The organism is Mycobacterium sp., assembly GCF_047975165.1.
Taxonomy (GTDB): domain Bacteria; phylum Actinomycetota; class Actinomycetes; order Mycobacteriales; family Mycobacteriaceae; genus Mycobacterium.
Window position 1 is genome coordinate 1 of the sequence record NZ_JBKECZ010000104.1, and the last position, 18,373, is coordinate 18,373.

Annotated in this window: 21 protein-coding genes and 1 pseudogene; 15 read left to right on the plus strand and 7 right to left on the minus strand. The window is 67.1% G+C overall.

Features of this window, described 5'->3' with window-relative positions; all coding sequences use genetic code 11:
* From ACK5M9_RS11270 to ACK5M9_RS11295, 6 genes and pseudogenes are all read left to right on the plus strand, one after another.
* A pseudogene (locus tag ACK5M9_RS11270) lies at window positions 1-251 on the plus strand (hypothetical protein); the annotation flags it as partial.
* 133 nt (window positions 252-384) lie between these two features.
* On the plus strand, window positions 385-2,109 hold the full coding sequence (locus tag ACK5M9_RS11275; protein WP_416893258.1) for a DUF3556 domain-containing protein: 1,725 nt from the start codon (window positions 385-387) through the stop codon (window positions 2,107-2,109).
* 192 nt (window positions 2,110-2,301) lie between these two features.
* Window positions 2,302-3,450 (plus strand): thiolase family protein, encoded by a 1,149-nt coding sequence (locus ACK5M9_RS11280; protein ID WP_416893259.1) that lies wholly within the window; start codon window positions 2,302-2,304, stop codon window positions 3,448-3,450.
* On the plus strand, window positions 3,447-4,271 hold the full coding sequence (locus ACK5M9_RS11285) for a crotonase/enoyl-CoA hydratase family protein (RefSeq protein ID WP_416893260.1): 825 nt from the start codon (window positions 3,447-3,449) through the stop codon (window positions 4,269-4,271). Before ACK5M9_RS11280 ends, ACK5M9_RS11285 begins: the two co-directional genes overlap by 4 nt.
* A 143-nt stretch (window positions 4,272-4,414) precedes the next feature.
* Window positions 4,415-5,566: an NAD(P)H-binding protein gene (locus ACK5M9_RS11290; RefSeq protein ID WP_416893261.1), complete on the plus strand. Its 1,152-nt coding sequence runs from the start codon at window positions 4,415-4,417 to the stop codon at window positions 5,564-5,566.
* A complete protein-coding gene (locus ACK5M9_RS11295; protein WP_416893262.1) occupies window positions 5,563-6,285 on the plus strand; it encodes a CPBP family intramembrane glutamic endopeptidase in 723 nt (240 codons plus the stop codon). Before ACK5M9_RS11290 ends, ACK5M9_RS11295 begins: the two co-directional genes overlap by 4 nt.
* A gap of 21 nt (window positions 6,286-6,306) precedes the next feature.
* On the opposite strand, the gene ACK5M9_RS11300 is transcribed toward ACK5M9_RS11295, so the two are convergent.
* Window positions 6,307-7,119 carry an enoyl-CoA hydratase gene (locus ACK5M9_RS11300; RefSeq protein WP_416893263.1) on the minus strand — a complete coding sequence of 271 codons (813 nt, stop codon included), beginning with the start codon at window positions 7,117-7,119 and terminating at the stop codon, window positions 6,307-6,309.
* A 90-nt stretch (window positions 7,120-7,209) separates the two neighbouring features.
* On the opposite strand from ACK5M9_RS11300, the gene ACK5M9_RS11305 reads away from it, so the two are divergent.
* The gene (locus ACK5M9_RS11305; protein ID WP_416893264.1) at window positions 7,210-8,289 is read left to right on the plus strand and encodes a CaiB/BaiF CoA transferase family protein; all 1,080 of its coding nucleotides are present in this window, start codon (window positions 7,210-7,212) and stop codon (window positions 8,287-8,289) included.
* Between the two features lie 49 nt (window positions 8,290-8,338).
* On the plus strand, window positions 8,339-9,091 hold the full coding sequence (locus tag ACK5M9_RS11310) for a 3-hydroxyacyl-CoA dehydrogenase (protein WP_416893265.1): 753 nt from the start codon (window positions 8,339-8,341) through the stop codon (window positions 9,089-9,091).
* Window positions 9,092-9,102: 11 nt separating this feature from the next.
* Here the strand turns inward: ACK5M9_RS11310 and ACK5M9_RS11315 are convergent, their stop codons facing one another.
* Both ACK5M9_RS11315 and ACK5M9_RS11320 read right to left on the minus strand, forming a co-directional pair.
* Window positions 9,103-9,735, minus strand: coding sequence for a class I SAM-dependent methyltransferase (locus ACK5M9_RS11315; RefSeq protein WP_416893266.1), 633 nt, complete (start codon window positions 9,733-9,735; stop codon window positions 9,103-9,105).
* On the minus strand, window positions 9,732-12,017 hold the full coding sequence (locus ACK5M9_RS11320; protein WP_416893267.1) for an MMPL family transporter: 2,286 nt from the start codon (window positions 12,015-12,017) through the stop codon (window positions 9,732-9,734). The genes ACK5M9_RS11315 and ACK5M9_RS11320 overlap by 4 nt, the downstream gene beginning before the upstream one ends.
* 279 nt (window positions 12,018-12,296) lie before the next feature.
* Between ACK5M9_RS11320 and ACK5M9_RS11325 the strand changes: the two genes are divergently transcribed.
* Window positions 12,297-12,428: a hypothetical protein gene (locus tag ACK5M9_RS11325; RefSeq protein ID WP_142277073.1), complete on the plus strand. Its 132-nt coding sequence runs from the start codon at window positions 12,297-12,299 to the stop codon at window positions 12,426-12,428.
* A 126-nt stretch (window positions 12,429-12,554) separates the two neighbouring features.
* Here ACK5M9_RS11325 and ACK5M9_RS11330 read toward each other — a convergent pair whose 3' ends face one another.
* The gene (locus tag ACK5M9_RS11330; RefSeq protein ID WP_416893268.1) at window positions 12,555-13,268 is read right to left on the minus strand and encodes an SIR2 family NAD-dependent protein deacylase; all 714 of its coding nucleotides are present in this window, start codon (window positions 13,266-13,268) and stop codon (window positions 12,555-12,557) included.
* 37 nt (window positions 13,269-13,305) lie between these two features.
* On the opposite strand from ACK5M9_RS11330, the gene ACK5M9_RS11335 reads away from it, so the two are divergent.
* Window positions 13,306-13,674 (plus strand): GntR family transcriptional regulator, encoded by a 369-nt coding sequence (locus ACK5M9_RS11335; protein ID WP_416893269.1) that lies wholly within the window; start codon window positions 13,306-13,308, stop codon window positions 13,672-13,674.
* Here ACK5M9_RS11335 and ACK5M9_RS11340 read toward each other — a convergent pair.
* Window positions 13,649-14,494, minus strand: coding sequence for a class I SAM-dependent methyltransferase (locus ACK5M9_RS11340; RefSeq protein ID WP_416893270.1), 846 nt, complete (start codon window positions 14,492-14,494; stop codon window positions 13,649-13,651). The genes ACK5M9_RS11335 and ACK5M9_RS11340 overlap by 26 nt on opposite strands.
* A 137-nt stretch (window positions 14,495-14,631) precedes the next feature.
* Between ACK5M9_RS11340 and ACK5M9_RS11345 the strand changes: the two genes are divergently transcribed.
* Window positions 14,632-15,075 carry a PPOX class F420-dependent oxidoreductase gene (locus ACK5M9_RS11345; RefSeq protein WP_416893271.1) on the plus strand — a complete coding sequence of 148 codons (444 nt, stop codon included), beginning with the start codon at window positions 14,632-14,634 and terminating at the stop codon, window positions 15,073-15,075.
* A 90-nt stretch (window positions 15,076-15,165) separates the two neighbouring features.
* Here ACK5M9_RS11345 and ACK5M9_RS11350 read toward each other — a convergent pair whose 3' ends face one another.
* Window positions 15,166-15,570 (minus strand): type II toxin-antitoxin system VapC family toxin, encoded by a 405-nt coding sequence (locus ACK5M9_RS11350; RefSeq protein WP_416893274.1) that lies wholly within the window; start codon window positions 15,568-15,570, stop codon window positions 15,166-15,168.
* Between the two features lie 5 nt (window positions 15,571-15,575).
* Window positions 15,576-15,848: a type II toxin-antitoxin system Phd/YefM family antitoxin gene (locus tag ACK5M9_RS11355; protein ID WP_416893272.1), complete on the minus strand. Its 273-nt coding sequence runs from the start codon at window positions 15,846-15,848 to the stop codon at window positions 15,576-15,578.
* Between the two features lie 257 nt (window positions 15,849-16,105).
* Between ACK5M9_RS11355 and ACK5M9_RS11360 the strand changes: the two genes are divergently transcribed.
* From ACK5M9_RS11360 to ACK5M9_RS11375, 4 genes are all read left to right on the plus strand, one after another.
* Window positions 16,106-16,291: a DUF5302 domain-containing protein gene (locus tag ACK5M9_RS11360; protein WP_416893275.1), complete on the plus strand. Its 186-nt coding sequence runs from the start codon at window positions 16,106-16,108 to the stop codon at window positions 16,289-16,291.
* Between the two features lie 105 nt (window positions 16,292-16,396).
* The gene (locus tag ACK5M9_RS11365) at window positions 16,397-17,497 is read left to right on the plus strand and encodes a ferritin-like domain-containing protein (protein WP_416893276.1); all 1,101 of its coding nucleotides are present in this window, start codon (window positions 16,397-16,399) and stop codon (window positions 17,495-17,497) included.
* A 29-nt stretch (window positions 17,498-17,526) separates the two neighbouring features.
* Window positions 17,527-18,132, plus strand: coding sequence for an HhH-GPD-type base excision DNA repair protein (locus tag ACK5M9_RS11370; protein ID WP_416893273.1), 606 nt, complete (start codon window positions 17,527-17,529; stop codon window positions 18,130-18,132).
* Entirely contained in the window at window positions 18,129-18,275 is a 147-nt protein-coding gene (locus ACK5M9_RS11375) for a hypothetical protein (protein WP_063892814.1), read from the plus strand. Before ACK5M9_RS11370 ends, ACK5M9_RS11375 begins: the two co-directional genes overlap by 4 nt.
* Window positions 18,276-18,373: the final 98 nt, after the last annotated feature.

The following is an 18,373-nucleotide window of genomic DNA, read 5'->3' on the forward strand; positions in this document are numbered from 1 at the left end:
AGGGTTCGGTGCCCAAGGGGATGGCGACCTCGGCGATGCGGGGCTTGGGTGCGGCGATACCCGCTGAGGCGGCGGCGATGGGGGCCATGGCGGGTATGGGTGGGCGGATGATGCCGATGCCGATGCCGATGCCGATGGGTGGCGGTGGTGCGGGTGCGGGGATGCCCGGGGGCCCGTTGGGGCGCGGTGGCGCTAGTCCGCATGTGACGCCGAACCGCCCGAGCGTGATCCCCAGGATCGGCATCGGCTAGCCGTTAGCGGGTTTGACTCCTGCTCTACCGGTCTACCCGGCGGGGCTGCCCCATTTGATTCCCGGAGATTCCCGGCGCCGGTTCGCGCGACTGTCGAATCCAACGTCCGGAACAGGTTCTAATCTGTCAGGCCATGGGATTTCTCAAGCCCCAACTGCCCGAACTCGACATGGTCGAGTGGAGTAAGGGCACCCGCAGCGAGAAGATTCGCCCGATGGCCCGGCATTGGGCCGAGGTGGGTTTCGGCACGCCGGTGGTGCTGCACCTGTTCTACGTCGTCAAGGTCGGGCTCTACATCCTGCTCGCCTGGCTGATCGTGCTGGGCACCAAGGGAATAGACGGGTTCGCCGACGTCAGATCCTGGTATGCCGAGCCGATCGTCTTCGAGAAAATCGTGCTGTACACGATGCTGTACGAGGTCGTGGGGCTGGGCTGCGGGTTCGGGCCGCTGAACAACCGGTTCTTCCCCCCGATGGGTTCGATCCTGTACTGGCTACGGTTCGGAACCATCCGGTTGGCGCCGTGGCCCGACCGGGTGCCGCTGACATCCGACACCCGACGCACACCAGTCGATGTCGCGCTGTACGCGTTGTTGCTGGTGCTGTTGGTGGCGGCGCTGTTCACCGACGGCACCGGACCGATGCCCGAGCTGGGCACCGAAGTCGGGGTTCTGCCGACGGGGCGGATCGTGGCGATCCTGGTCGTACTGGGTGCGCTGGGGCTGCGGGACAAGGTGATCTTCCTGGCCGCCCGCGGCGAGGTGTACGGGTCGCTGACAGTGACCTTCCTGTTAGCCGGTTTGAGCGGAACCGACATGATCGTCGCCGCAAAACTGGTGTTCCTGGTCGTCTGGATGGGTGCGGCGACCTCCAAACTCACCCGGCACTTCCCGTTCGTCATCTCCACGATGATGTCCAACAATCCCCTGATGCGGACCCGGCGGCTCAAACGGCGCTTCTTCGAGAACTTTCCCGACGATCTGCGACCCGGCCTCGCATCCCGGATCATCGCGCACCTCAGCACTGCCATCGAAATGTTCGTGCCGGTGGCGCTGTTCTTCGCCCAAGGGGGCTGGCCGCTCAAGGCGGCGGCCGCCGCGATGGTGATCTTCCACCTGGGAATCCTGTCCGCGATCCCGATGGGGGTACCGCTGGAGTGGAACGTCTTCATGATCTTCGGGGTGCTGGCGCTGTTCGTGGGGCATGCCACAGTCGGCTTGAACGACGTCGAACACCCGGTTCCGGTGGCGCTGCTGTTCGCCGTGCTGGTAGGTGTCGTTGTCGCCGGCAACCTGTATCCGCGGAAAATCTCTTTCCTGCCGGGTATGCGGTACTACGCGGGGAACTGGGACACCACCTTGTGGTGCGTCAAGCCCTCGGCGAACGAGAAGATCTCCCGCGGCATCGTGGCGATCGCCGGCATGCCGCAGGCTCAGCTCGAACGGTTCTACGGCAGCGCCGAGGCGGCGCAGATTCCGATCTATATGGGTTACGCGTTCCGGGGGTTCAACACCCACGGCCGCGCCCTGTTCACCCTCGCGCACCGTGCGATGGCCGGTGAGAACGAGGACGACTACGTCGTCACCGACGGGGAGCGCATCTGCAGTACCGCCCTGGGGTGGAACTTCGGCGACGGTCACATGCACAACGAACAACTCATCGAGGCAATGCAGCGGCGCTGCCGGTTCGACCCGGGCGAGGTGCGGGTGGTGCTGCTCGACGCGCAGCCGATCCACCGGCGGACCCAGCGCTATCGGTTGGTCGATGCCGCTACCGGCGAATTCGAGCACGGCTACGCGCGGGCGGCGGACATGGTTGCCAGTCAGCCGTGGTACGACGACCTGCCGGTATTCAAGTAGCCCGCGAGCGTAACCCCAGTGCGAAAAAATCACGGGGAAGTCGCACTGGCGTTACGCTCGCGAAGAAGCCGCTTCGACCACCCCGCCGATCGCCCTCCCAACCCGTTGGTTGACAATCGATCCACGAGCACTTCATCCGAAGTCCCGGAAGTTCCGCACCAAGTCGGAAGAGTCGTCAAAGGAGACATTGTCATGGCCGAAGCAGTCATCGTCGAAGCGGTGCGTTCCCCGGTAGGCAAACGCAACGGCGGCCTGGCCGGGGTGCACCCGGCCGAGCTGTCCGCCCAGGTCCTCAACGGTCTGGTCACCAAGGCGGGCCTCGACCCGGAGCTGGTCGACGACGTCATCTGGGGCTGCGTCATGCAGGCCGGTGAACAGGCCCTCGACGTGGGCCGCACCGCGCTGCTGACGGCGGGGTGGCCGGAGACCGTGCCGGGGGTGACCGTGGACCGCCAGTGCGGGTCGAGCCAGCAGTCGGTGCACTTCGCCGCCGCGGGCGTGGTGGCCGGCCACTATGACGTGGTCGTCGCCGGCGGCGTGGAGTCGATGTCGCGCACCCCGATGGGGGCGTCACTGGCCAACGGCGGACGGCCGTACCCGCAGGAGTTCCTGGACCGCTACCAGGGGAAGATCCCCAACCAGGGCCTGGGTGCGGAGATGATCGCCGACCAGTGGGGGTTCTCCCGGCTGGACCTCGACCAGTTCTCCCTGGACTCGCATGAAAAGGCGGCTGCCGCCCAGGATTCCGGCGCCTTCGAAGACCAGATCGTCGGGATCAAGGACCCCGACGGCAACGTCGTCTCAAAAGACGAGGGCATCCGCCGAGGTACCCCGATGGAGAAGATGGCGTCGCTGAAGCCGGCGTTCAAGGAGGACGGGGTGATCCACGCCGGCAACTCCTCGCAGATCTCCGACGGCTCGGCCGCGCTGCTGTTCATGTCCGCGGAGAAGGCCAAAGAGCTGGGCATGACGCCGCTCGCGCGGGTGCACACTGCCTCGCTGGCAGGTGCCGACCCGGTGATCATGCTGAGCGCCCCCATTCCCGCCACCCAGAAGGTACTCAAGCGCTCCGGGTTGTCCATCGACGACATCGGCGCCTACGAGGTCAACGAGGCATTCGCGCCGGTTCCGCTGGCCTGGCTCAAGGACATCGGCGCCGATGAGAACAAGCTCAACCCCAACGGGGGCGCGATCGCCCTGGGCCATCCGCTCGGCGGCTCGGGAGCACGGCTGATGACCACGCTGCTCTACCACATGCGGGACAACGGGATTCGCTACGGGCTCCAGACCATGTGCGAGGGCGGCGGCCAGGCCAACGCCACCATCCTGGAACTGCTGTGACCCCCGCCGGCGACGGCCCGCAATCCCCGGCGCAGCCGGGGGCGCTGGTGGATCGCCGCGGCAACGTCATGGTCATCACGATCAACCGTCCCGAGGCCCGCAACGCGATCAACGGCGCGGTCAGCATCGCCGTCGGCGATGCGCTGCGGGAGGCGCAGCACGACCCGCAGGTACGGGCGGTGGTGATCACCGGCGCGGGCGACAAGTCGTTCTGCGCGGGTGCGGACCTCAAGGCGATCGCTCGCCGGGAGAACCTGTACCACCCGGATCATCCCGAATACGGGTTCGCCGGATACGTGCACCACTTCATCGACAAGCCGACCATCGCCGCGGTCAACGGCACCGCGCTGGGCGGGGGCACCGAACTGGCGCTGGCCAGCGATCTGGTGGTGGCCGCCGATTCCGCGCGGTTCGGGTTGCCGGAGGTCAAACGGGGCCTGATCGCGGCAGCCGGCGGGGTCTTCCGGATCATGGAGCACCTGCCCCGCAAGGTCGCGATGGAACTGCTGCTCACCGGTGAGCCGATGACGGCCGCGGACGCCCTCAAGTGGGGTCTGATCAACCGGGTCGTCACCGGCTCGGATGGCCCGGTCCTGGACGCGGCACTGGCCCTGGCGGCACGGGTGACCGGCAACGCGCCGCTGTCGGTGCAGGCCAGCAAGCGCATCGCCTACGGCGTCGACGACGGCGTGATCAGCTCCGACGAAGCGGGCTGGGACCGCACCGCGCGCGAGATGAAGGTGCTGATCCGCTCCGAGGATGCCCGGGAGGGGCCGCTGGCGTTTGCGCAGAAGCGCGAGCCGGTCTGGCAGGCGCGCTGAGGGGAACTCACGACGCCGGCACGTCGGCTTGCACCGGCGACGGCCACCGCGTTGGCCACGGAGGCTGTCTTCGCGCTGATTGCACGCAGACGATCACCCGACTCCGGTGTCGGCCCGGGAGCACCGGGAGCTAGGTTGTAGCAATGCGGATTCTGGTGACAGGTGCCACCGGGTATGTGGGATCACGCCTGGTTGCCGCGCTGCTGGCCGGCAAGCACGAGGTGCTGGCCGCTTCTCGCAACCCGGACCTACTCAAGAAGTTCGGTTGGTGCGACGACGTGACCCCGATCAAGCTCGACGCCGCCGACCCGGCGAAAACCAGTGCTGCCCTTGCCGACGCCACCGCGGCGTCCGGCCCGATCGACGTGCTGTACTACCTCGTTCACGGGATCGGGCAACCCGGCTTCCGTGAGGCCGACAATGCCGCGGCGGCGAACGTGGCGGCAGCCGCGCGGGATGCCGGGGTGCGGCGCATCGTCTACCTGGGCGGTTTCCTTCCGGACGCCGACACCCTGTCCGAGCACCTGGCCAGCCGGGCCGAAGTTGCCGAAGCCCTCACCGTGGCCGGCGGTCCGGACCTGGTGTGGCTGGGCGCGGCGATGATCATCGGGGCGGGGTCGACGTCGTTCGAGATGCTGCGCTATGTCGGCGATCGATTCACCCTCATGCCGACACCCGGCTGGATGCGCAACCCCGTCGACCCGATCTCGATCCGAGACGTACTGCACTACCTGGTCGCCTCGGCTGACCCCGAACGGGTGCCGGCCGGCGACTACGACATCAGCGGCCCCGAGACCACCTCCTATGCGGAGTTACTCGAGCGGTACGCCCGGGTATCCGGCCGATGGCACACGGCCTTGCCGGCGCCCGGCATGGACACCTCGATCGCGTCGCTGCTCACCGCACTCGCGTTACCGGTGCCCGCCGGCCTGGCCCGGGAACTGGTGGAGTCTATGCATCACCCGATGATGGCCGCTGCCAGTGACCTGCGACACCGGGTGCCCGATCCTCCGGGCGGTCTGCTCGGGATCGACCACGCGATCGTGCTGGCACTGTCTGGCCACGACAACCAGCCGGTCAACGCACTGCCCACCCCCCAGCAACTCGCCGACACCGACCCGGCGTGGGCGGGTGGCGACGCGTTCCGGATCCGGCGACTGGCGAACTCCGTGGCGCCGCCGGTCGTGCGGCCCGCGCTGTGGCTCTCGGACCTTGTTCCCGGCCCGGTGGCGGCTGTGGTGCGCACCGGGCTGGACGTCCTGTTCGCCCTGGCCCCGAAAACTCCGTCGCGATGAGCCAGTCCGGCGCCGGGCAGCGCACCGGAACCCTGGCTGAAATTCGGCATGCGATCACCAATGTGGCTGTGCCGCATCATGAAGCGCCGGCTGTGGTTCGGCGTCGGCGGGTCATCGTCGCGATCACGCTGGTGGCCGGGGCCGTACTGCTGGGATTTACCTTGCGCAGCACTCCCGGCAGCCCTGACTTCTACTGGCTGACCTTCGCCCTGGCGGGAGCGTGGCTGGCCGGTTCGCTCTTTTCCGGGCCGCTGCACTTGGGCGGCATCTGCTGGCGCGGCCGCAACCAGCGCCCGGTCATCACCGGAACCACGATCGGGCTGCTGCTGGGCGGCATCTTCGTACTCGGTGCCTTGATCGCCAGGGAGATCCCGGCGGTGTCGGACCCGATCACCCGGGTTCTGCTGCTCAGTCATCAGGATTCGCTACGGTTGGTGGTGCTGGTCACCGTCGTCAACGGCGTTGCCGAAGAGGTGTTCTTCCGGGGAGCGCTGTACACGGCCCTGGAACGGCACCGCCCAGCGCTGATCTCGACGATCCTCTACGTGATCTGCACCCTGGCCGCCGGGAACCCGATGCTGGGGTTCGCCGCCGTCGTCCTGGGTTCGGTGTGTGCCTTCGAGCGCCGTGCGACCGGCGGAGTGCTGGCGCCGATGCTGACCCACTTCGTGTGGGGCCTGATCATGGTGCTTGTCCTGCCCCCGTTGTTCGGGGTGTGAGTCTGGCCGGGCGGACGGGGCTCAGGAATCGGTGAACCGGGGTGCGCGGCGGTCCTGGAACGCCTTGGTTCCCTCGCTGAAGTCGCGCGCCCGTAGAAGGCCGGTCTGCCCTTGCAGTTCGCGTTCCAGCGCGGCATCCAATCCGGTCAGCGTGGCCGCGTTGATCGCTGCCTTGGTCCGGGCGAACGCCACCGCCGGGCCCGCCACCAGCCGGGCGATCACCTTGTCGACCTCGGCGTCGAATTCCCCGGCGGGGAAAACCTCGGTCACCAGGCCCCAAGACCGAGCTTCGGCGGCTGTCAGCCGCTCGGGCAGCAGGGCCATCTTCATCGCGCGGATGCGGCCGACCGCGGCGGCGACCAGCGATGATGCGCCGCCGTCGGGCATCAGGGCGATCTTGGTGAAGGCGAGCATGAAAAATGCCTTCTCGGAAGCCAATACGATGTCGCAGGCCAAGGCCAGGGAAACACCGACGCCGGCTGTCGGCCCCTGGACAACGGCGACCACCGGGTGCGGCAGCACGGTGATGGCCCGGATCAAGCGGTTGATCTCGACGATGATGTGATCCGGCGGAAGTCCGCCACCTCCGGACAGGTCGTCGGCGCTGATGCCGGCTCCGGAGCTGAAGCCGCGGCCCGCTCCGCCGAGCCGCACCACCCTGACTCCCGGGTCGGTGGCTGCGACCTCCATGGTGTCGGCGAGCCCGCTGATCACCGGGATGATCAGCGAGTTGAGGCTGTCGGGGCGGTTGATCGTCACCGACAGCACCCCGTCGGCCAGGGTGACGTCGAGGCCGTCGACCCCGGCGAGGGCGGCGATTGGGGAATCCGGCATGCGGCCCACACTAAGCGACCGGGGCGCGCTGCTGCCGACCGCGGCTGCGAAGATGCAACCGGTTGTTGGGTCGATGAAAGGTCGGACATCATGGCGGGACCGCTGCACGGACTGCGCGTCGTCGAATTGGCGGGGATCGGGCCCGGCCCGCACGCCGCGATGATCCTGGGAGATCTCGGTGCCGACGTGGTCCGGGTCGAACGGCGGTCCAGCAGCCCCCGGGGGGTCATCACCGACTCGATGAGCCGGAACCGTCGTCTGGTCGAGGTCGACCTCAAGTCCGACGAGGGCCGCGGCGAAGTGCTTCGACTTGTCGCCAAGGCCGACGTGCTGATCGAGGGCTACCGGCCCGGCGTCACCGAGCGACTCGGCCTGGGCCCCGACGACTGCGCCAAGGTCAACGACCGGTTGATCTATGCCCGGATGACCGGCTGGGGTCAAACCGGCCCGCGCAGCCAGCAGGCCGGTCACGACATCAACTACATCTCGCTGAACGGCATCCTGCACTCGATCGGCCGGGCCGGTGAGCGGCCCGTGCCACCGCTGAATCTGGTGGGCGACTTCGGCGGCGGCTCGATGTTCCTGCTGCTCGGCATCCTGTCCGCCCTGTTCGAGCGGCAGAGTTCCGGCAAGGGCCAGGTGGTCGACGCGGCGATGGTCGACGGTTCCAGCGTGCTGGTGCAGATGATGTGGCAGATGCGCACCTCGGGCATGTGGACCGACACCCGCGGCACCAACCTGCTCGACGGCGGTGCGCCGTACTACGACACCTACGAGTGCGCCGACGGTCGCTACGTCGCGGTGGGCGCCATCGAACCGCAGTTCTACGCGGCCATGCTGGCCGGACTGGGTCTGGACCCCGCGAGCCTCCCGGCGCAGAACGACGTCGTCCGCTGGCCCGAGCTGCGCGACACGCTCGCCGAGACGATCGCCGGCCATGACCGCGACCATTGGGCCGAGGTGTTCGCCGGCTCCGACGCCTGTGTCACGCCGATCCTGGCGTTCGGCGAGGTGCAGACCGAGCCGCACATCGTCGAGCGCGACACGTTCTACGAAGTCAACGGCGGGTTGCAGCCGATGCCCGCCCCGCGGTTCTCGCGCACGGCTCCCGGCGTCCCGCGTGCGGCCGAGCTGGGGGACGTCGAGGCGGTCATCCGGGACTGGGTATAATCCCAACCAACCAGTAGGTAGGGATTCGGCGAACGGGAAAGGAACAACCGTGGAGATCAGGGACGCGGTCGCAGTTGTCACCGGAGGGGCATCGGGCCTGGGCCTGGCGACCACCAAGCGTCTACTGGACGCCGGTGCGCAGGTGGTGGTGCTGGACCTGCGTGGCCAGGAGACGGTTGCCGGACTCGGAGACCGCGCGCGCTTCGCCCAAGCCGACGTCACCGACGAGGCCGCCGTCGGCGCGGCATTGGATGTGGCCGAATCGATGGGTCCGGTGCGGATCGCCGTCAACTGCGCCGGCACCGGCAACGCGATCCGGGTGCTGGGCAAGGACGGCGTCTTTCCGCTGGCGGCATTCCGCAAGATCGTCGACATCAACCTGGTCGGCACCTTCAACGTGATTCGGCTGGCGGCCGAGCGGATCGCCAACACCGAGCCGGTGGGCGAGGAGCGCGGTGTCATCGTCAACACCGCCTCGGTGGCGGCCTTCGACGGCCAGATCGGGCAGGCCGCCTACTCGGCGTCCAAGGGCGGCGTGGTCGGCATGACGCTGCCGATCGCACGTGACCTGGCCGGCAAGCTGATCCGGGTGGTCACCATCGCACCCGGGCTGTTCGACACCCCGCTACTGGCCGGACTGCCGGAGGCGGCCAAGCAATCGCTGGGCAAGCAGGTCCCGCACCCGTCGCGGCTGGGCAATCCCGACGAGTACGGGGCACTGGCGGTGCACATCGCCGAAAACCCGATGCTCAACGGTGAGGTCATCCGGCTGGACGGCGCCATCCGGATGGCGCCGCGCTAGTTCCGGCGGCCTCAGCGCCTGCGTGCCCCGCCCAGCGCCAGCTCCGACACCGGCAGCGGCGCCCAGGCCGGCAACGTCCACTCCCGCCGCGCCGACTCCACCTCGAAGCCGGCATCGGCAATCGCGCGCTCGGTGTCGCGATGGGTGTGGCAGTTGCCGAACAACTTCGGCCACACGGTCGCGTCGGCAACACGCTGGAGCCGGCCCCGGGCGCCGGCGCTGGCCACATGTTCCAGATAGCGCAACTCGCCGCCGGGCCGCAATAGCGAGTAAAGGCTGCGCAGAACCGGGGCCTGGTCGGCCACCGAGCACAGCACCAGCGAGCAGACTGCCGCGTCGAATGGCGTTGTGTCATGGAAGTTCTCGACCATTTCGCTGGTGACGGTCACGGCAACGGGGGCGTCGGCGGCAGCCGCGCAGGCCTGAATCGCCAACCGCGGTTCCGGCTCGACGGCGACAACCTCGGAGACGGAGTCGGGATAGTAGGCGAAGTTCGTCCCGCAGCCCGCGCCGACTTCCAGTACCCGCCCCGACAGGCCGGCCAGATTTTCCCGGCGCAGGACGCGGACCGGCTCGGCTTCATGGGCGGCGAACACCGGCCAGAACCGGGCGAAGAACGGGTTGTTGACCTTCGCGGTTGTCATCTGTCCTCCTTCGAGCCCGGTGCGGCGACGGCCACTGCGCCATGTTCGCTGATTCCGAACCGATCGTGCAACCTCACCAACGGCCCCGGAGCCCACCAGTTCCACCGCCCCATCGCGTGCATGAATGCGGGCACCAGCACCATCCGCACCAGGGTGGCATCGGCGAACACCGCAAGCGTCAGGCCGAGGCCGAATATCCGCATGAATGACACGTGGGCCGCGATTAGTGCGGCGAAGGAGATCGACATGACCAGGGCGGCCGCGGTGATCACCCGGCCGGTACGGGCCACTCCCAGCGCAACGCTCTCGTCGTTGGCGGCGGACGCCGCGGCGGGGGTGGGCTTCGCCGGCCGGGCCGCACCGGAGGTCAGCCAGTATTCGCGGATCCGGGAAACCAGGAACACCTCGTAGTCCATCGACAACCCGAATGCGATGCAGAACAGCAGTACCGGCATGTTGGCCACCAGCGTCCCGCTGGGGGTTGTCCCGAGCGCGTTCAGGTGGCCGTCCTGGAAGACCCACACCAGGGCGCCGAACGCAGCCGTCAACGAAAGCACGTTCATCGCAAGAGCTTTCACGGGCAGCACTACGCTACCGGTCAGCAGGAACAGCAGAATGAAGGTGACAATCGCGATCAGCCCCAGAACCAGGGGAAGCCGGTCGGTCACCGCATCGACACTGTCCCGGTTGACCTGCGCGATTCCGGCGATCTGAATGCCGCGACCGGCCGGGCCCGGGACGCGGTGCAGTTGGATGAGTTGGTCGTCGGACTCGTGGGAAAACAGTGGTGCCGTGCTACTCACCGTCAGCAGCGCGCTGCCGTCCTCGATTCCGGTGGCGGCGGTGGGCGGGCCCCGGAACTTTCCGTCCACGAAGGTTCCCGCGGGTGCGACCGCGGCGGCGACGTCGTGAACCAGCGAGAGTTCCGAGGCGTACCGACTCAGATCCTGCGAGCTCAGGCCGCGGGCATCGGGGACGACGATGGGAATGGCGGTCGCGTGGCTGGTGTCGAAGTTGGCCCGCAACTGGTCGCCCACCCGATGAGACGACGCGGATGCCGGCAGCACCCGGTCGTCGGGGAAACCCCACTTGGCCGAGGAGAACGGTAGGCCAAGCACCAGCAGCAGCGCCGTGACGGCCGACCCCACCGGCAACCAATGGCGCATCACGAACTTGCTCGACCGGTACCAGAACAGCTGCGCGACGGGTTTCTGCGGCGGGTCGGGGCGGTTGAAGACCCGGCGCAATCCTCGTCGGACGTCCAGGGAATCCAGCCGCGGCCCCAGCGCCACGATGGCAGCGGGTGTGACCACGATCGACGCGAGCGCCACGAATGCCACTGTCGCCACCCCGGCGTAGGCGAAGGACTTCAGAAAGTACATCGGGAACAGCACCGTCGCGGCCATCGACAACGCGACGGTGACGGCGGAGAACAGCACGGTGCGCCCGGAGGTGACCATGGCGCGGGTCACCGCCTCCTCGGGTTCGCAACCTTCGGCCAATTCGTCGCGGTAGCGGCTGATGATCAGCAGGGTGTAGTCGATGGCCAGCGCCAAGCCCAATGCGGCACTGAGGTTCAGCGCAAAGACCGACACCTCGGCGGTGAACGTGACCAGACGCAGCACCGACATGGAACCGACCACGGCGAGCGCGCCGATTGCCATCGGCAACCCCGCCGCCAGCAGTCCGCCGAACACCCAGACCAGCACCAGGAAGCTGAACGGGATCGCGATCATTTCCATGGTCAGCAGGTCGGTCTGGTTCTGGGTGTTGATCTGGGCGTATTCCATCGCCGAACCGCCGGCCTCCACGATGACCCCGTCGCGGTCGTGGACGATCTCCTCGGCCAGGGTCCGAGCATGCTTTTGCGCGTTGTTCTCGCCGCCCTTGAGGTTGACCACGATCAACCCGGACTTGCCGTCGTCGCTGACCAGCTCGGCGGCGGCGTGGGGTGGTTCGGTCCACGGCGAGGTGGCGTTGTACACCAGCGGTGACCGACTCAGCTCGTGCACAAGCTCGGTGCCCACCGTGCGGGCCCGATCGCTGTGGGCTCCGCCGGGTGCGGTCACCAGGATCAGCATGTGCTGGCCGCTTTGGCCGAATTTGTCGGTCAATATCGTGATGGCCCGAGCCGACTCGGAGTTCGGGTTCTGGAAGCCGCCGGTGGACAGGCTGTTGGCGACGGGAATCCCGAAGACGGCGGCGGCGACGAAGACCAGGGCGGCGATCCCGAGGATTCGTCGGGGGGCCGCAATGGCCGATCGAGCCATAGCCTGCAGCATCCGATTTCCCCCTCTGGTGCGGCACGGCTCCGCCCGTTTCGGTCGGGCCGTATCCGCGCCTACTTGGCAAATGTAATTTACACGCGCCGGAGGTTGCCCGCCGCCGAAATGAATCCTGCCGAAATGCGCGTCATCCGGCAGTGAAAGGGGTATCCTTAAGCGCTTGTTCTGTGGCCGTTGTGCCCCTCCTACCTGCCGGTATGCATTCTGGTGACTTTGCCACCATTTCCCGAATCGGAACTCAAAGATTCCTTAACCCCCGGCCCTACGCTATGTGTCATGTGGATCGACGACACCAGTGCTGATGTCATCAAGGCTGACTTCGAGGCGCTCTATCATGGCGACATGCTGGTGGAGGGTGAGACCTCCGAGCAGTTCGAAGACTGGCAACCCCTGCCGACGGCGAGTTGAGGTAAACCATGGGCGTAATCGCGCGGTTGTTGATGGCCGAACCCACCCTCACCCGGTGGTTCAGGCGATAGCCAAGAGCATGTCGTTCCCAGTGAGCCCCCCGCATCGCGGGGGGCTCTTTTCGATTCAGTCGAAAAGACCGGGCAGCCGTTCGGGCAGGCCCGGCAGCGCCTGACTTGCCGGCTCGCGCACGCACAGGGTGGCGTGCCGCGACAGCGGTGTTTCCTCCGGGTTGACCTCGATGACCACCTTGCCGCGGGCCAGTGCCATCTCGGGCAATCCGGCCGCCGGATAGACCACCGACGAGGTCCCGACCACCACCACCACGTCCGCGTTCTCGGTGGCCTCGACCGCGCTGTGCCACGGTCCCTGGGGCAGCGCTTCGCCGAACCATACGATGTCCGGCCGGATCAGGCCGCCGCAGCGACACACTGGCGGCTCAACCTCGATGGCCGGCTCCGTCATTGCCGGAAGCGTCTGTGTGTACGTTGCATCGCAACGCGCGCAACGGAATTCGAAGAGGCTACCGTGCAAGTGATGAACCGGGGAGCTGCCCGCGCGCTCGTGCAGATCATCGACGTTCTGGGTGACGACGGTGACATCGGCGCGGTTCTGCCAGTCGGCGATCGCCTGGTGCCCGGCATTGGGCGCGACCTCGGCAACCAGGTAGTGACGCCACAGGTACCAGCCCCAGACGCGTTCGGGATTTTCTTCCCACCCCTGGACGCTGGACAGCTCATAGGGGTCGAAGCGGGCCCACAGGCCGAACTTGTCGTCGCGGAACGTCGGCACCCCGCTCTCCGCGGAAATCCCCGCACCGCTGAGCACGGCCACTCGCATCCCACCAACATAGCTGTGCGTGGGCGATACTGGATCTGTGGACCTGAGCGATGTTTTGAAGGTTGACGTCTCGGTGGGCAAACCGCTGTTCGACCAGCTCAGAACCGGGGTGATCGACGGCGTCCGGGCCGGTTCGCTGCCTCCGGGCACCCGGCTGCCGACCGTTCGGGACCTGGCCGGCCAACTCGGTGTGGCAGCGAACACCGTCGCGCGTGCCTATCGCGAACTGGAGTCCGCGGCCGTCGTCGAAACCCGGGGCCGCTTGGGGACGTTCATCTCCCGCTTCGACCCGACCGACGCCGCGATGGCCGCCGCGGCCGAGGAATACGTCGAGGTGGCCCGGTCCCTCGGGCTGACCAAATCCGATGCGATCCGTTATCTCACGAATGTGCCGGACGAGGACTGAACTCCAGCAGCGTCAGCGTCGGCCGCAGCGGTTCGAGGAGCTTCACCCGATATGCCGTCGACATCGCCGCATTGAGAAGCGCCCCCCGGCCCTTCGGCAGCCGTACGTCCCGTACCGCGGCCACTCCGGGCACCGTGTTCACCAGATCGGCGGCCTGGCCGACGGACAAGCTGAACGGCATTTCCGGAACCTTGTACCGGGATGAGGTTCGCATGCCGATCCGGCTCCACAGGCCGAACCAGTGCGGCGGCACATCGAAGAGCATCCGGCCTCCGGGAAACCGCTTGGCGCACTCGGCGATCAGCCCCAGGGACTCCTCGGGCTGCAGGTACATCAACAGACCCTCCGCGGTGATGAATACGCCGTCGTCAACGTCGACGGCATCGATCCAGCTGTAGTCCAGTGCTGACCGGGACAGCGTCGCCACGCGCTCAGAGGACGGCAGCAGCTTCGTCCGGATATCGATGATCGGCGGTAAATCCACAGTGAGCCAGCGGAATCGACTGGCAGGAAGGGAAGCCTCAACGCGCCAGAAGCTGGTTTGCAGACCTTCGGCGAGCGCCACGACCGTCGCCGACGGGTGCTCGTCGAGATAGGTCACCGTCGCAAGATCGAAAGCCTTGGCGCGCAGCGCTATACCTTGGTTTGTGTGGCCGAACTTGGCGAAGTCGACATCGATGGAATCAGCCAACGTCACGGCCATCGGGTCCTCGATGATCGCGTCGGGCCGACGCGCCTCGGTGGCTCTGGCGTTCAGCGTCAGCAGGGCGGTCTCCGAAACCCCGGTGAGTGAGACCTTGCGTGGCCGCTCGGCGATCATTTCAGCATCCGGCGCAGCGTGCGCGGGTTTCGGGCGGTGGTTGCCGGTGGGCTCACACTCGACAGGATAGGCGCCGCGGATTTCACCGGATGCCGTTGGGGACCGCGTTTTGGGTGTCGGCGACGTAGGCTTTCGGTATGGGACGCCACGTGTTCGACGACAAGCTGTTGGCCGTGATCAGTTGCAACTCGTTGGGGGTGCTGGCCACCATCAAGCGGGACGGGCGCCCGCAGCTGTCGAACGTGCAGTACCACTTCGACGCGAAGCAGCTGCTGCTGCGGGTGTCGATCACCGAGCCGCGGGCCAAGACACGCAACCTGCGCCGCGACCCGCGCGCCTCGCTGCTGGTCGATGCCGATGACGGCTGGTCTTACGCCGTCGCCGAGGGCACCGCCCAGCTGACACCTCCGGCAGCCGCGCCCGATGACGACACCGTCGAGGCATTGATCGCGCTGTACCGCGACATCGCGGGCGAGCATCCGGATTGGGACGAATACCGGGAGGCCATGGTGACCGACCGGCGGGTGCTGCTGACGCTGCCGATCTCGCATGTGTACGGCATGCCGCCGGGCCGGCGGTGAATGCGGGCCTCGTGCGCCTGTCCCGCGCGTAGCGTTGCCGGGGCGGGTTCGGTTGCCGGTGAAGGACTGCGCCAACCGCTTCTTTCCGCGTTATGACGATCCAGGTGCGACGATCGTCATCCCCAGTGCGCCGGCGGCCTCGCCGAGGCGGCTGTCGTAGGTCACCAGCGCGGTCAATGGTGCCGCGGATGCCGCGATGTGAGCTGTCGCCAGATGTATTGCGTCCAGTGAGCGCAGCGAGCGGTCGGTGTAGGTCGCGGCGGTGCTGCGAATGAGTGCGTCAATCTCGAACCGGTCCAGCCTGGCCAGAATCGAGGGCACCGCGGGTAGCCCCTCGGGTGCGACGGACCGGATTGCGCGAGGGAGTTCGACTTCGGCCAAAGCGGATGTGATCCATGGTATTTCGATACGCGCATCGAGCCAGTCGCCGAGCTCATCGGATTCTTCTTCGATCCGGATTAGTTTGACCAGCGCCGAGGTGTCCAGGTAGATCACAAGTGTCAATACCTCTCCTCGGCGCGCATCCGCCGCAGCAGCTCGCCGGACTCCGGCCCGCTGCGCATTGGGACTGTCGGGCGTGGTGCCGGCCCGCGCAGCGTCGCCGGCAGTAGTCGCCCGGCACTGATCAGGCTGTCCAGCGGGCCGGTGGTGGCCGGGACCAATCGGGCGATTGTCCGGCCACGTTCGGTCAGGGTGATCTCTTCTCCGCGTTTGACGCGGGCCAGCACCTTGGATGTGTCCTGGTTGAGCATTCGAACGGAGACTTCACTCACATGAGACAACGTACTACATAATTGTTCTACATGAGGGCTGTTTGGTGGTGATCCCGTTCCGGGCCTCGGGACCCGGGACTCGGGACCCGGGACCCGGGACTCTGGGACCCGGCCTCCCGGGACTCCGGGGTGACCGTGTTTCGCCGGCGGTGGCGCGCCCCCGCCGAGGCCACTGAACCGGCCCAACCCGCACGTCGGGGGACGCAGGCTATGCTCCCGGCATGGCTGAATCGAAAGGCCCGGACGGCGGCGAGGCTGTGGGATCGTCCGAGAGCTCCCCCGAGAGCCCCGAGGACGAGAACAAACGCAAGTTCCGCGAAGCCCTCGACCGCAAGCTGGCGAAGTCGTCCGGCGGGTCCGACCATAAGGACGGCGGTGGCACGCAGTCGCGGGCCCACGGAGCCGCCGGCAGTCGTCGGGAATTCCGGCGCAAGAGCGGATAGTCGGAGTTCGCTCGACTCGCGCGGATTGAGGCTGTCGCGAGCCGGATTGTGGTGTGATACTGGTCATATGACCACCCGGTCATACCGGTTGGAGAGGGGCAGCTCATAACCACCAGGGACAAGTACACCGAAGTGCCCGCGCCGTACTCGTGGCAGGTTCCCATCGTCGGTGAAACACGCTTCAGCTGGGAATATGACGAGGGACGCGACCGTTTGCTTTCGCTCTACCAAAAGGGCAAGGACAAGCAGTGGGACGCCCAGTCGCGCATCGACTGGGGGCAGGACGTCGACCCGATGAACCCGTGCGGGTTGCCCGACGAGATCCTCCCGCTGTTCGGCAGTCCGATCTGGGAGGCGGCAGACGATTCGCTGCGCGCTCAGATGCGCCAGCATTCCCAGGCCTGGCAGTTTTCGCAGTTCCTGCACGGCGAGCAGGGGGCAATGGTGTGCGCGGCCAAGATAGTCGAGGTCGTCCCGGACATGGACGCGAAGTTTTACGCCGCCACCCAGACCATGGACGAAGCTCGGCACGTCGAGGCGTTCTCGCGGTTCCTGCAGGAGAAGATCGGCCTGGTTTACCCCATCAACAAGAACCTGACCGCACTGCTGGGGGACACGCTGCGCGACTCGCGCTGGGACATGCCCTATCTCGGTATGCAGGTCCTTATCGAGGGGCTCGCGCTGGCAGCCTTCGGGACATTGCGCGACCTGGCGGCGCCGGATTCGCTGGCCAAGCAGCTGCTGGCCTACGTCATGCAGGACGAAGCCAGGCACGTCGCCTTCGGCCGGATCTCGCTGAAGGACTACTACTCGGAGCTGACCGATACCGAGCGGGCAGAGCGCGAAGAGTTCGTGGTGGAGGCCTGCTATCTGATGCGCGACCGGCTGCGCGGCGAGGAGGTTTTCGAGACCCTCGGGCTCAACGTCGCGGAGTGTGTCGAGTGGGTCGACAGGTCGCCGCTGATGACACAGTTCCGCGCGCACCTGTTCAGCCGAATCGTGCCGATAGTCAAGGACATCGGGCTGTGGGGCGACACAGTGCGCAAGACCTTCACTGAGATGGGTGTCTTCGACATGGGCCGTTTCGACATCGACGGGCTGATGAAGGCCGATGAGGATCAGGCGGAGGCGTTGGACAAGGCGCACGCGGAGATGGTTGTCCGGATCGGCGAAGTGGACGAGGCCATCGCGGCGGGCGCGAGCTGACCCCGCCGCACTGCGCCTAGACTGGCGGCGTGCCGAAGCTGCAGCTCGCCCAGGATCCGGCCGCCGATGCCCTGCTGGATTCGGATCCGTTCGCACTGTTGGTGGGAATGCTGCTCGATCAGCAGGTGACGATAGAGACGGCCTTCGCCGGACCGAAGAAGATCGCCGACCGGATGGGCGGGTTGGATGCGGCCGAGATCGCCGACTGCGACGCGGAGAAATTCGCCGCGCTGTGTTCGGCAAAGCCGGCCATCCACCGGTTTCCCGGATCGATGGCCAAGCGCATCCAGGCGCTCGCCGCGATAGTCGTCGACCGCTACGGGGGCGATGCGGCCGGGGTGTGGACGGTGGGCGATCCCGACGGCGCTGAGTTGCTCAGGCGCATCAAGGCGCTGCCCGGATTCGGCGAGCAGAAGGCAGCGATCTTTCTGGCGCTGCTGGGCAAGCAATACGGCGTGACCCCGACCGATTGGCGGGCGGCCGCCGGACGATTCGGCGAAGCCGGCACCCATCTCTCGGTTGCCGATATCGTCGACGCGGAGTCTCTCGGACGAGTGCGGTCCTACAAGAAACAGGTGAAGGTCTCGGCGGCTGGATCAGCCGGTGCCGAAACAGCAGGGAAGGCGACAAGGTGAAGACGCACATCACGTGCCCGTGCGGCGAGGCGATTGTCGGCAAGGACGAAGACGAGCTGGTCGAGCTGACGCAGGCCCACCTCGCCAGCGTGCATCCCGGTCTCGACTATGACCGTGACGCCATCTTGTTTATGGCCTACTAGTCCAGGTGGGTTGCGGCGCGCCGGCGGCCGGTGGTCAGCGGCCGGGGGCCCGGCGGCCGGGGCGGGCGCGCCCGCACCGAGACGCAATAGCCGTGCTG